Origin of the sequence: Micromonospora sp. CA-246542 (assembly GCF_050942905.1) — a bacterium.
In the GTDB taxonomy this organism is placed as follows: domain Bacteria; phylum Actinomycetota; class Actinomycetes; order Mycobacteriales; family Micromonosporaceae; genus Micromonospora.
Genome location: NZ_CP192040.1, coordinates 4812684 through 4824655, shown reverse-complemented (window position 1 = coordinate 4824655; position 11972 = coordinate 4812684). Strand labels below are relative to the sequence as shown.

The window sequence follows — 11972 nt, the reverse complement described above, 5'->3', positions numbered from 1 at the left end:
GATCAGTCACCAATCCGTCATGAGGCGGATGCGGACAGTGTGGGTCGTTACGCTCGGCCGGTGTCCGTACCCGCCGAGGAGGCCATCGAGCACGAGCGACGCCTGCTCGTCGTCGCTGCCGCCCGCGAGCTGGCCGAGGCCGAGGGCTGGATGGGTCTCAGCGTCCGGCGGGTCGCCGAACGGGCCGACATGGACATCGGCGACCTCTACCGGTACTTCGCCGACCAGGAGGCGATGCTGGCCGCCGTCGCGGTGCACGGCTTCGCCGACCTGGCCGCCGCGCTGACCGCCGCACACGCCGACAACCCGTGCCCCGAACGGGCCTGGGCGGTGATGTCGGGCGCGTACCTCGACTTCGCGTACGCCAATCCGGCTGTCTACGACGCGATGCTGGCGCTGACCCCGGACCTCGCCCTCGGCGCGGCGGGGGTGCCGGCGGCGCCGAGGGCCGTCTTCGCCGCGCTGCGCGCGGCGCTGCTTCCGCTGGCCCAGGGCCGCGACCCGGACACGCTCGCCGAGGTGGGCTGGAGCCTGCTGCACGGCATCGTCATGCTCACCCGCGGTGGTCGTCTGCGCCCCGAGGCACAGGAGGAGCGGGAAGCGATGATCACGGAGAGGCTGCTGTGGTGGCCCTGCCCGACGAGCGGGAACCCGGTGGGTGCGGGGCAGGCGATGCCCTAGAGTCGCGTCCGCACGAGCATGATCGCGAGGAGGGGTCGGCATGACCGTGGACCAGGAGGCCCGCCGACGGGCACAGGTGCTGATCTTCGACGCGGACGACACGTTGTGGGAGAACAACGTCGTCTTCGAGCGGGTGATCGACGACTTCCTGGCCTGGATCGACCACCCCACGATGGACCGGACGGAGATCCGGGCGATCCTCGACGACATCGAGCGGGCCAACGCGGTGGCGCACGGGTACGGCAGCAAGGTGTTCCTGCGCAGCCTCGGCGACTGCCTGGAGCGGCTGCGCGACCGGCCCGCCACCGACGCCGAGCGCCAGGAGATCGACCGGCTGGCCCTGGCGCTGGTGGAGCACCGGGTGGAACTGATGCCCGGTGTGGCCGAGGCGCTCGACGAGCTGGCGCAGCGGCACGAGCTGCTGCTGCTGACCAAGGGCGACCGGGAGGAGCAACAGCGCAAACTGGACGCCTGCGGCCTGCTGCACCACTTCGGGGCCGCGCACATCGTGGCCGAGAAGGACGTCGACACGTACCGGTGGCTGATCGGCGAGCACGGGTTCGAGCCGGCCCGCGCGTGGATGATCGGCAACTCCCCGAAGTCGGACATCCTGCCGGCCCGGGCGGCCGGGCTGAACGCGGTGTTCATCCCGAACGAGAACACCTGGGTGTTGGAGAACGACGAGTTGGACCCGACCGACACCGGCGTGCTGCGGCTCGCGGCCTTCCGGGACCTGCTGGACCACTTCTGACCGTCGAATCCGAACAGCGTCGGCGATCATGGTCGCGTTACGCGTACCTGCCGCTTTTCGCCCTTGAGATCAGTCACGTCGCGGCGGGCCCGGCAGCGCTTGTCCGGCCCGGCGCGATCCGCCTAGCCTGAGCCGGCGTTCGCGGCCTTTCGGGGTGTGCCGGGGGCGCACCGGCGTCCGACAGGTGGGCACCGTGGAGCTGAGTGCAGGGCGGCCGGGCCTCCCCACCGAGCCGCGTGGCGTCGTGCCACGCCCACGCGCGTGGTGAAATGCCGGAGCTGTCCGCTCCCCCGTCGGACGGCCGGGGGTCAGGGCCGGGTAGTTGCGGACCCGGTCCTGACCCGGCCAGTCCCTGTGAAACAGAACCTAGGCGCGGTGCCGGCCGTCGCCGGCGTGGCGGGTATCCGCCTCGTCCGAGCCGCCGCGGACGATCGAGATCGCCACGCGGCAGAACTCGTCCATGTCCGGGTTGAAGCCGGCCGCGATGTCGGGGTGCAACCCGGAGCGGGTCTCGTCCAACAGCCGCTGGCACACCTGCTCGACCGGCTCGCCCGCGTAGCTGGCGCGGATCCGGTCGGTGGCCGCCTGGAGAGCCGAGGTCAGCTGGTCCTCCAGCGGGCCACGCAGCTTCTGCTGCACAGGATCGAGCCCGCGTGGGTCGAGCGTGACATGTGGCTCCGACATCGGTGCTCCCTTCGTCGGCGTCCGCGATACCCCACCGCGGCCGTCGGTCAAACTCCGGTGGGTACGGCGGCGACCCGCACCTGGTAGGAGAAGTCTTCCGCCGGTTCCTCCTGGTACGACAACCGGCGGATCTGCCGGTCGTCGTCGTAGAGGGCGACGTCCACCAGGACGCCGAGATGCGCCAGGCCGATGCTGGCGACCCGCTTCTTGTCCTGGAGCACGGCGCAGACGCCGCCGAGCAGGGTGCTGGCGTCGGACGTACGGTGCCCGGGCGGGCACCGCAGAACCACGTCCACCTCGATCGGCCCGGGCAACGGCGTCCAGCCGGTGCGCTGGGCCGCGCCCAGGGCGGCCTGGAGCAGGGTGCGGACCCTCGTCGCCTGCCGGTGCCCGGCGGCGAAAATGGACAACGCTTCGGTCTTGACCGGTGGCAGGCCGCTCACCTCGAACGTCAGGGCGAGAGCGCGGGTGTCCTGCACGGCGGCACCTCCCTCGTTGGGGACGATCCTGCCGAACCGGTGCAGTGGCGGAAGGGCGTTCCCGCGATAACCAACCGATCGGGCAGGCTGGGTCGGCCGGAGGCGTGTCGACGGCGGCGGCGAACGCGCTGGCTGCGGCGCTGGGAAAGACGCTAGTGCACCGCGCCCGCGCTCGGTAGTCGGTCGTTCACCCGGTGGTCGACGGCGAAAAGGCGCAGAACTCGTTGCCCTCCGGGTCGGCCAGCACCCACCACCGTGCCGCGTCGACCGGCTCACGCAGCAGCGTCGCACCCGCGTCGAGCAGCGCGGTCGGCTCCGGGGCCGTCATCTCGACGTCCCAGTGCATCCGGTTCTTCCCGGTCTTGGGCTCGTCGATCCCGTCGAACACCCACGCCTGCCAGGGGAAACCGGCGGCGTCGTGCAGCGACGCGGTGTTCGGTCCGGACGCGGTCGTGCCGCCCAGCAGACCGGCCCACCACGCCGCCTGCGCCGCCGGGTCGACGGCGGCCACCACCAGCTCGACCGGACCCGGCCGGGCCTCGTCGCCGGCCGGGAGCACACAGAACTGGTTGCCCTCCGGGTCGGCCAGCACCCACCGCTCGACGTCGCCGTCCGGCTCGCGCACCGACCGCGCGCCGGCCGCGAGCAGCGCCGCCGGGTCCGCGTCGGCCAACCGCAGATCCAGGTGTACGCGGGTACGGCCGACCCGGGGCTCGGGCACCCGGTTCACCCAGATCGACTCGGCGGCCGACCGCGCCGAACGAGGGTCGATCCTGGTGTCGCCGTCACCCGCGTCGGCGACGTCGGCGTCGAGTACCCGCGCCCAGAAGCCGCCCAGGGCGAGCGCGTCGGCGGCGTCCAGACAGAGGTCCTTGAAACGAGCGATCATCGCCCCAGCATGCCCGCTCCGGGCACACCCGTGGGGGACGCCGCGTGACGGATTCAGCGCCACCCGGCGCCGCGTTCCGGCATGGCGTCCCGGTCCCCGCTCGGCGCCGCGTTCCGGCATGGCGTCCCGGTCCCCGCTCGGCGCCGCGTTCCCGCACTGCGCCCGCTCGCCGCTCGGAGCCGCGTCGCTGCACGGAGCCCGGTCGATCAAGGAGTTGTGGTGGGCGACAAAACTACCCACACCACCCGAGCCGGGCACCACAACTCCATGATCGACCGGGCCTGGCCGCGATCTTGCACTTTCTGTGCCGACATAGGCGGCATTCCAGACTTTTCGACGACCGAAACTGCAAGATCGACGCGGGCGGCCGGGCGGGGCGGGCGGGACGGGCCGGGGGCGGGACGGGCCGGGGGCGGGACGGGGGCGGGGAGGTCTGCGTGCGGGGTGCGGTCAGTGCTGCTTGGCGCGCTTCCGGTGATCAAGAGGTTTGCGTCAGGAAAGGCGTCTTTCCTGACGCAAACCTCTTGATCAACAGGGCTGAGAGGGGGCGGGGGTCGGGTTGGGGGGTTCGGTTGGGGTGGGAGCCTGACGCGCCGTGTTGCGGGCAGGTTTCGCGGCGTGGTGAGTGGGGCAGTGTAGCCGCACGGAGTATCCGAGCGGGGCGTTTTCGCAGCTCCTGGGCTCGGAGCCAGCTCACCGTGCGCCGGGGCACGGATGCCCTCCCCGGTCCGTTGTGCACGAGAGGGGGAAGGCGATGACGGACCCCGAAACGGCCCGACACCGACACCGACGCCGGCCGGTTGCCCGGGTCGGGGCGGCTGCCGCCGCGTTGGCGCTGGTCGCGCCGCTCGCCGCGTGCGGCGCATCCGACGACGGTGGCCCACCGACGCTCAACCTGTACTACCCGCCCGAGCAGAACCTCCAGAAGGTCGTCGACGACTGCAACACACAGGCCCAGGGACGGTACGAGATCGCCTACCGGGTGCTGCCCCGGCAGGCCGACGACCAGCGGGTGCAGATGGTGCGCCGGCTCGCCGCCGAGGACACCGGTATGGACATCCTCGGCCTGGACGTCACCTGGACCCAGGAGTTCGCCAGCGCCGACTGGATCCGCGAGTGGACCGGCCAGGACAAGGCCGAGGTCGAGCAGGGCACCCTCGCCGGGCCGCTGGCGACCGCCCGCTACGAGGACAAGCTCTACGCCGCGCCGAAGAACACCAACGTGCAGCTCCTCTGGTACCGCAAGGACCTGGTGCCGCAGCCACCGACCACCTGGGACCAGATGATCACCGCGGCCCGGCAGCTCAAGGACCAGGGCAAGCCGTACCAGGTGCTCACCATGGGCGCGCAGTACGAGGGCCTGGTCGTCCTCTACAACACCCTCGCCGAGAGCGCGGGCGGCAAGGTCCTCTCCGACGACGGCAAGAAGGCCGTGATGGACGACGGCACGGTCCGGGCGTTGGAACAGTTGCAGCGGTTCGCCACGTCGGGCGTCACCTCACCGTCGTTCAGCAACGCCACCGAGGACCCGGTCCGGCTGGAGTTCCAGTCCGGGTCGGGCGCGTTCCAGGTGAACTGGCCGTTCGTCTACCCGGCCCTTCAGGAGGCCAACCCGGAGCTGGCCAAGCAGGTCGGCTGGGCCCGCGTGCCGGGCATCGACGAGGGCACCCCCAGCAAGGTCACCATCGGCGGGGTGAACCTGGCCGTCAGCTCGTACTCGAAGCACCCGGAACTGTCGTTCGAGGCCGCGCGGTGCCTGCGCAGCGCGGAGCACCAGAAGTTCTCCGCGATCAACGACGGCGTGCCCCCGACCATCGAGGCCGTCTTCGACGAGCCGGAGATGGCCGAGGCGTACCCGATGAAGGACACCATTCTGGAAGAGCTGAAGGACCCGGCGACCCGCCCCCTGACCCCGGCCTACCAGAGCATCTCCACCGTCATGTCGGCGATCCTTTCGCCGCCGTCCGGGATCCGCCCGCAGCAGACCGCCGACGAGCTGCGCGACGCCATCGCCGACGCCCTGGAATCGAAGGGGGTGCTGCCATGACCCGGCCCGCCACCACGCAGACACCGGAGAGGACCGACGGCCAGCGTGCTGCGGTGCCCACCCAGCGAGGCAGCCGCCGCAAGGCGCCGCTGAGCGAGAACAAGAAGGCCGAACGCCGGCTCGGTTGGCTGCTCTGCGCGCCCGCCGCGCTGGTCATGGTCCTGGTGACCGCGTACCCGATCATCTACTCGTTCTGGCTGTCGTTGCAGCGCTACGACCTGCGCTTTCCCGACCAGCGTGAGTTCGTCGGGTTGGAGAACTACATCACCGTGCTCACCAACGAGTTCTGGTGGACGGCGTTCGGGGTGACCGCGCTGATCACGGTGGTCACCGTGGCCGTCGAGCTGGTGCTCGGCATGGGGCTGGCGCTGATCATGCACCGTACGCTCGTCGGGCGGGGCATCGTCCGTACCGCGGCGCTCATCCCGTACGGCATCGTCACGGTCGTCGCCGCCTTCTCCTGGCGGTACGCCTGGACCCCCGGCACCGGCTACCTGGCCGACCTGTTCAGCGACGGCGCTCCGCTCACCGAGCGGGCCAGCTCGCTGGCGATCATCATGCTGGCGGAGATCTGGAAGACCACGCCGTTCATGGCGCTGCTGCTGATGGCCGGGCTGGCGCTGGTCCCGGAGGACCTGCTCAAGGCCGCCTCGACCGACGGGGCGACCTCCTGGCAGAAGTTCACCAAGGTGATGCTGCCGGTGATGAAGCCGGCGATCCTGGTCGCGTTGCTGTTCCGCACCCTGGACGCGTTCCGCGTGTTCGACAACATCTTCGTGTTGACGGCCGGCGGCAACGAGACCTCGTCGGTGTCGATGCTCGCCTACAACAACCTGCTGCGGGGTCTCAACCTCGGCATCGGCTCGACGATGTCGGTGCTGGTCTTCCTCACCGTGGCGATCATCGCCTTCGTCTTCGTGAAGCTGTTCGGTACCGCTGCCCCCGGTAGCGACGATGGGGAGAGGCGCTGACATGGCTGCGGAAACCACCACGCGCGCGAAGCTGCGGTGGGGCCTGCTGGACGTCCTCGTGGTCGTCTTCGCGCTGGTCCCGGTGCTGTGGATCGCCTCGCTGTCGTTCAAGACGCCGGCCACCCTCACCGACGGGAAGTTCATCCCCCGCGAGTGGACGCTGGACAACTACCGGACGATCTTCGACACCGACCAGTTCGTCCGAGCACTTGTCAACTCCATCGGCATCGCACTGATCGCCACGCTGATCGCGGTGGTCCTCGGTGCGATGGCCGCGTACGCCATCAGCCGCCTGGACTTCCCGGGCAAGAAGCTGCTGGTCGGCATCTCCCTGCTGATCGCGATGTTCCCGCAGGTGTCACTGGTGTCGCCGCTGTTCGAGATCGAACGGCAGCTCGGGATCTTCGACACCTGGCCCGGCCTGATCCTGCCGTACATCACCTTCGCGCTGCCGCTGGCGATCTACACGCTGTCGGCGTTCTTCAAGCAGATCCCGTGGGACCTGGAGAAGGCGGCGAAGATGGACGGCGCCACGCAGGCGCAGGCGTTCCGGCGGGTGATCGCCCCGCTGGCCGCGCCCGGCCTGTTCACCACGGCGATCCTGGTCTTCATCTTCTGCTGGAACGACTTCCTGTTCGCCATCTCGCTGACCTCCACCGAGCGGTCCCGCACGGTGCCGGCGGCGCTGTCGTTCTTCACCGGCGCGTCACAGTTCGAGGACCCCACCGGGGCGATCTGTGCCGCCGCCGTGGTGATCACCGTACCGATCATCCTGTTCGTCCTCTTCTTCCAGCGCCGCATCGTCTCCGGCCTGACCTCCGGCGCAGTCAAGGGATAGGTGGGTAGTCATGGCTGACATCGTGCTCGACAAGGTGAGCAAGAGTTTCCCGGACGGGACCGTCGCCGTGCAGGACGTCGACCTGGAGATCGCCGACGGCGAGTTCGTGATCCTGGTCGGCCCCTCCGGCTGCGGAAAGTCCACCACCCTCAACATGATCGCCGGCCTGGAGGACATCAGCTCCGGCGAGTTGCGCATCGGCGGCCAGCGGGTCAACGACAAGGCCCCCCGGGACCGGGACATCGCCATGGTGTTCCAGTCGTATGCGCTGTACCCGAACATGACCGTGCGGGAGAACATGGCGTTCCCGCTGCGGCTGGCCAAGCTGGACAAGGAGACGATCAACTCCAAGGTCGACGAGGCCGCCAAGGTGCTGGAGCTGACCGCGCTGCTGGATCGCAAACCCGCGAACCTCTCGGGTGGTCAGCGGCAGCGGGTGGCGATGGGCCGGGCGATCGTCCGCCAGCCCAAGGCGTTCCTCATGGACGAGCCGCTGTCCAACCTCGACGCGAAGCTGCGGGTGCAGATGCGCACGGTCGTCTCCCGGTTGCAGAAACAGCTCGGCACCACCACCGTCTACGTCACCCACGACCAGACCGAGGCGATGACCCTCGGCGACCGGGTAGTGATCATGCGGGGTGGCGCGGTGCAGCAGGTCGGCCCGCCACAGGAGCTGTACGACCAGCCCCGCAACCTCTTCGTGGCCGGCTTCATCGGTTCGCCGTCGATGAACTTCCTGCACGCGGCGGTGCAGGAAGGCAGCCTGCGTACGGCCCTGGGCGACGTGCCGCTCGGCGACCGGTTGCGCCGGGAGCTGGAGGCGGCCGACGCGCCCCGCGAACTGATCCTCGGCATCCGGCCGGAGCACTTCGAGGACGCCGAGCTGGTCGACGACGAGACCCGCCGCCGGGGTCTGGAGTTCGAGGCCCCGGTGGAGATCGTCGAGTCGATGGGCTCGGACAAGTACGTGTACTTCACCGTGGAGGGTGAGCGGGCCAGCGCCGCCGAGTTGGAGGAGCTGGCCGCGGACGCGGGCGCGGGCGACTTCGCCGGTGCCGGCGGCAACCTGGTGACCCGGCTGTCCGCCGAGTCCGGCGCCGTCGAGGGCCAGCCCCGCCGAGCCTGGTTCAACCTGGAGAAGATCCACCTCTTCGACCCGAACACAGGCCGCAACCTGACCCTGAGTGAAGGACGCTCAGCCAGCGCCCTCACGGATTGACGACGTACCGGCACTGCCTCGTCGATCATGGAGTTGTGGTGGGCCAGAAAACGCCCGTAAAACGTCAAAGCGGGCACCACAACTTCATGATCGACGGGCCCTTGCTCTACCAACCTGTCCTGCGCGACAACCCCGGTCGTGGCAAGGTGGTCGGAGGTCGCATCGTGAGGTGGGGGCGGGATGGATCGGGGACTTGTCGCGTTGGCCGACGCGCATGGCGTGTCCACCTGGTACGAGGACTGGCGGCACCGCCGTGTCGAGGTCGCGCCGGCGACCGTCGTCGGCGTGCTCGGGCTGCTCGGCGTGGACGCCACCAGCCCTGCCGCGATCGCCGACGCGCTCGCCGCCGCCCGCGCGGTGGACCGGACCGCGCTGCCGCCGACCCTGGTGCTTCCCGAGGGCGCGACGCACGCGCTGCCCGGCCCGGGCGTGGTGTCCCTTGAGGACGGTGGCCGCCGGACGGTCGACGCGGAGCTGCCCGCCGACCTGCCGCTGGGCTGGCACCGGCTGGCCTGCGACGGGCGGGACGTGACCCTCGTCGTGGTGCCCCGGCGGCTGCCCGTGCCGCCCCGCACCTGGGGCTGGATGCTCCAGCTCTACGCGCTCGGCTCCGAGCGTTCCTGGGGGATGGGCGACCTCGGCGACCTGGCCGACTTCACCGGATGGGCGGGCGGAACGGGCGCCGGGCTGGTGCTGCTCAACCCGCTGCACGCGGTCGGACCGGCGCACCCGGTGGCCGCCTCGCCGTACTCGCCGGCCAGCCGACGCTTCGTGAATCCGCTCTACCTGCGCGTCAGCGACACCACGGCGTACGCGGCGGCGGACCCGGCCACCCGTGCGGTGGTCGACGCGCTACGCCCCGACCGCGGGGACCTGATCGACTACGACGAGGTGTGGACCGCCAAGCGGCACGCGTTGGAGCTGCTGCACCCGTACGCCGAGGCGGTGGACCTCGACGCGGACCCGGCGCTGACCAGCTTCGCCACCTGGTGCGCGCTGGCCGAGCGGCACGGCAACGACTGGCGGGCGTGGCCGGCCGAGCTGCACCAGCCGGACTCCCCGGCGGTCGCCGAGCAGCGTCGCCAACTCGCCGACCGGGTGGCGTTCCACGCCTGGCTGCAACACCTCTGTGACGAGCAGCTCGACGCCGTGACGGCGGCGGCCCGGTCGACCGGCATGCCGGTCGGCGTGGTGCACGACCTGGCCGTCGGCATCGACCCGGGCGGCGCGGACGGCTGGCAGCTCGCCGACGTCCTGGCCCAGGGGGTACGGGTCGGCGCGCCCCCGGACGACTTCAACCAGCTCGGCCAGGACTGGGGCCTCGCCGCGTGGCGACCGGACCGGCTCGCCGAGACCGGGTACGCGGCGTACCGGGACATGCTGCGGCGGACCCTGCGGCACGCGGGCGGCCTGCGGGTCGACCACGTCGCCGGGCTCTGGCGACTCTGGTGGGTGCCGCCGGGCGCCGGGGCCGCCGAGGGCACCTATGTGCGGTACGACGCCGAGGCGATGCTCGGCATTCTGGCGCTGGAGGCGCACCGGGCCGGCGCGGTGGTCGTCGGCGAGGACCTCGGCACGGTCCAGCCGGCGGTGACGCGCGGGCTGCGCGGGCGCAACATGCTCGGCTCGACCGTGCTGTGGTTCGCCCGGGACGACGACGGCGCGTTCACCCCGCCGGCCCGTTGGCCCCGCAATGCTCTCGCCACGATCAGCACCCACGACCTGCCGACCGCCCCGGGATTCCTGACCGGCGAGCACGTGCGGGTGCGCGACGAGTTGAAGCTGCTCAGCACCGATGTGGCCGTCGAACGCGCCCGGGCCGCCGCCGACCGCGAGCGGCTGCTGGCGATGCTGCGCAACGAGGCGCTGCTGCCCGGGTCGCCCGCCGCCGGGGCCGAGGCCGACGCAGCGGCAGGGGCTGCCGCCGGAGCAGAGGCCGGTTCCGGGGCGGGGGCCGGCGGTGAGCCGGACGACGGCGACGTGGTGGTGGCGATGCACGCCGCGCTCGCGGCCAGCCCGTCACGACTGCTCGGCGTGTCCCTCTACGACGTGCTGGGGGAGGTGCGCCAACCCAACATGCCGGGCACGGTCGACGAGTACCCGAACTGGCGGCTGCCGTTGCCGGCCAGCGTGGCGCAGATCCGCACCGACCCGGGCGTGACCCGGATCGTCGGCCTGCTCACCGCAGCCCGCCCCCGCCCGGCCACCCTCGACCCGACCGGGACGTAGGCCTCCGCTCAGGACGGCCAGTAGTCCGCCAGGGCCGGCGGGGCAGTAGTCAGGCCGGCCAGTCGAATTTCGGTGGTAGCCCGAGGAAGTCCGCGTACCGCGTCAGGGCCCGCTCGACGTCGACCCGTTCACCGGCGGTCATCGGCACCAGCGGCCGTACCGTCAGGGTGACGGCCTGCCGGCCGACCTTGCGCTTCCACACCCCCACCACGCGACCGGCGCGGACCACGGTCGCCTGGAAGATGCCGTTGTTGCCCGGCACCACGGCCGCCCGGTGCGCGGTGTCGAGCATCAGCGTGCGACCCCGGTAGCCGAGGAGGTATTCGTCGAAGCCCGGCAACGCGAGCACCTCGGCCGCCGGCGCGCGCGGGGTGTCGGCCAGCGCCGCGTCCACGTACATCGGCTCGCCGTCGACGCGTACCGCGCTCAGCAGGTCGTCGGCGGCGGTCAGGCCGCGCCGCGCGTCGGTCAGGGTGAGGCCGCTCCACCCGGCGAACTCGCGGTCGGTGACCGGCCCGTGGCCCCGGACGTAGCGGTGGGCGAGCAGCGCCAACGCCTCGTCCCGCTCCAGGCGGCGTTGCTCCGGCGCCCACTCGTCGAGCAGGGCGAACGTCTGCTCGGTGCCGATGGTGGGCGCCACGCAGGTCACCCCGCGCACGCTCGCGTACCAGAGCAGGTGGTAGCCGCGCTGGCCGTCGGTGCCGAGCCCCGCCTCGCGCAGGGTGGCGAGACACTGGGCGCGGGTGAGCCGGCCGCCGCCGGCCAACGCGACGCCGAGTACGTCGAGCGCCCGCGCCTCGTCGGCCTCGGTCAGCCCGAGCTGTGCGCGCCGGGTCGCCGAGCCCGCCAGCGCGCGTACGCCGGTCAGCTCCAGCATCCAGCGGGTGTCGGCGGGCGGGATGAGGTGCACGGTGCCCCGCATCGGCCAGGTGCGCAGCGCCTCGCGGCGTTCCAGCGCGGCCTGCACGTCGGTCACCGTCCAGCCCGGCAGCCGGGCGCCGAGCGACCACAGCCCGCTCGCCAGGTCCTGAGCCTGCATCGCCCCGAACCACTCGACCACCTCCGCGACGGTGCCCGGCCCGACGGGCGGGGGCAGCAGCAGGCTGGTCATCCGCAGTGCCAGCGCTTCGGCCGCGCTGAGGTCGGCAGTCATCGCACCCCTTCCGGTCGCCACGCCGCAGCCT

The 11972-nt window shown here is 71.5% G+C and carries 11 protein-coding genes; 7 read left to right on the top strand and 4 right to left on the bottom strand.

All coding sequences use genetic code 11. The annotated features are described in order from the left end of the window. Positions 1-60: 60 nt before the first annotated feature. Together ACQP0N_RS22325 and ACQP0N_RS22320 are read left to right on the top strand one after the other, a co-directional pair. Positions 61-681 (top strand): TetR/AcrR family transcriptional regulator, encoded by a 621-nt coding sequence (locus ACQP0N_RS22325; RefSeq protein ID WP_433113848.1) that lies wholly within the window; start codon positions 61-63, stop codon positions 679-681. Between the two features lie 40 nt (positions 682-721). Continuing rightward, the gene (locus tag ACQP0N_RS22320; RefSeq protein ID WP_433113846.1) at positions 722-1432 is read left to right on the top strand and encodes an HAD family hydrolase; all 711 of its coding nucleotides are present in this window, start codon (positions 722-724) and stop codon (positions 1430-1432) included. A gap of 366 nt (positions 1433-1798) precedes the next feature. On the opposite strand, the gene ACQP0N_RS22315 is transcribed toward ACQP0N_RS22320, so the two are convergent. The 3 genes from ACQP0N_RS22315 to ACQP0N_RS22305 all read right to left on the bottom strand — a co-directional run bounded on the left by ACQP0N_RS22315 (position 1799) and on the right by ACQP0N_RS22305 (position 3484). Next, on the bottom strand, positions 1799-2116 hold the full coding sequence (locus ACQP0N_RS22315) for a hypothetical protein (RefSeq protein ID WP_433113844.1): 318 nt from the start codon (positions 2114-2116) through the stop codon (positions 1799-1801). A 47-nt stretch (positions 2117-2163) separates the two neighbouring features. Beyond that, positions 2164-2595 (bottom strand): hypothetical protein, encoded by a 432-nt coding sequence (locus ACQP0N_RS22310; protein ID WP_433113842.1) that lies wholly within the window; start codon positions 2593-2595, stop codon positions 2164-2166. 187 nt (positions 2596-2782) lie between these two features. Continuing rightward, on the bottom strand, positions 2783-3484 hold the full coding sequence (locus ACQP0N_RS22305) for a VOC family protein (RefSeq protein ID WP_433113840.1): 702 nt from the start codon (positions 3482-3484) through the stop codon (positions 2783-2785). 754 nt (positions 3485-4238) lie between these two features. Here ACQP0N_RS22305 and ACQP0N_RS22300 point away from each other — a divergent pair. The 5 genes from ACQP0N_RS22300 to malQ all read left to right on the top strand — a co-directional run bounded on the left by ACQP0N_RS22300 (position 4239) and on the right by malQ (position 10788). Further along, the gene (locus ACQP0N_RS22300) at positions 4239-5531 is read left to right on the top strand and encodes an ABC transporter substrate-binding protein (RefSeq protein WP_396804081.1); all 1293 of its coding nucleotides are present in this window, start codon (positions 4239-4241) and stop codon (positions 5529-5531) included. Continuing rightward, the gene (locus tag ACQP0N_RS22295) at positions 5528-6502 is read left to right on the top strand and encodes a carbohydrate ABC transporter permease (RefSeq protein ID WP_433113838.1); all 975 of its coding nucleotides are present in this window, start codon (positions 5528-5530) and stop codon (positions 6500-6502) included. Before ACQP0N_RS22300 ends, ACQP0N_RS22295 begins: the two co-directional genes overlap by 4 nt. Position 6503: 1 nt before the next feature. Then, positions 6504-7340 carry a carbohydrate ABC transporter permease gene (locus ACQP0N_RS22290; protein ID WP_355047639.1) on the top strand — a complete coding sequence of 279 codons (837 nt, stop codon included), beginning with the start codon at positions 6504-6506 and terminating at the stop codon, positions 7338-7340. Positions 7341-7350: 10 nt separating this feature from the next. Further along, positions 7351-8559, top strand: coding sequence for an ABC transporter ATP-binding protein (locus tag ACQP0N_RS22285; protein WP_433113835.1), 1209 nt, complete (start codon positions 7351-7353; stop codon positions 8557-8559). A 180-nt stretch (positions 8560-8739) separates the two neighbouring features. Then, positions 8740-10788: a 4-alpha-glucanotransferase gene (malQ, locus tag ACQP0N_RS22280; RefSeq protein ID WP_433113833.1), complete on the top strand. Its 2049-nt coding sequence runs from the start codon at positions 8740-8742 to the stop codon at positions 10786-10788. Between the two features lie 49 nt (positions 10789-10837). Here malQ and ACQP0N_RS22275 read toward each other — a convergent pair whose 3' ends face one another. Continuing rightward, on the bottom strand, positions 10838-11941 hold the full coding sequence (locus tag ACQP0N_RS22275) for a winged helix DNA-binding domain-containing protein (RefSeq protein ID WP_433113831.1): 1104 nt from the start codon (positions 11939-11941) through the stop codon (positions 10838-10840). Positions 11942-11972 lie beyond the last annotated feature (31 nt).

What these genes read in the sequence shown, in the direction of transcription:
- ACQP0N_RS22320 (WP_433113846.1), top strand. Translation starts at nt 722, where the DNA reads ATGACCGTGGACCAGGAGGCCCGCCGACGGGCACAGGTGCTGATCTTC.
- ACQP0N_RS22290 (WP_355047639.1), top strand. Translation starts at nt 6,504, where the DNA reads ATGGCTGCGGAAACCACCACGCGCGCGAAGCTGCGGTGGGGCCTGCTG.
- ACQP0N_RS22275 (WP_433113831.1), bottom strand. Translation starts at nt 11,941, where the DNA reads ATGACTGCCGACCTCAGCGCGGCCGAAGCGCTGGCACTGCGGATGACC.
- ACQP0N_RS22305 (WP_433113840.1), bottom strand. Translation starts at nt 3,484, where the DNA reads ATGATCGCTCGTTTCAAGGACCTCTGTCTGGACGCCGCCGACGCGCTC.
- ACQP0N_RS22300 (WP_396804081.1), top strand. Translation starts at nt 4,239, where the DNA reads ATGACGGACCCCGAAACGGCCCGACACCGACACCGACGCCGGCCGGTT.
- ACQP0N_RS22315 (WP_433113844.1), bottom strand. Translation starts at nt 2,116, where the DNA reads ATGTCGGAGCCACATGTCACGCTCGACCCACGCGGGCTCGATCCTGTG.
- malQ (WP_433113833.1), top strand. Translation starts at nt 8,740, where the DNA reads ATGGATCGGGGACTTGTCGCGTTGGCCGACGCGCATGGCGTGTCCACC.
- ACQP0N_RS22285 (WP_433113835.1), top strand. Translation starts at nt 7,351, where the DNA reads ATGGCTGACATCGTGCTCGACAAGGTGAGCAAGAGTTTCCCGGACGGG.
- ACQP0N_RS22295 (WP_433113838.1), top strand. Translation starts at nt 5,528, where the DNA reads ATGACCCGGCCCGCCACCACGCAGACACCGGAGAGGACCGACGGCCAG.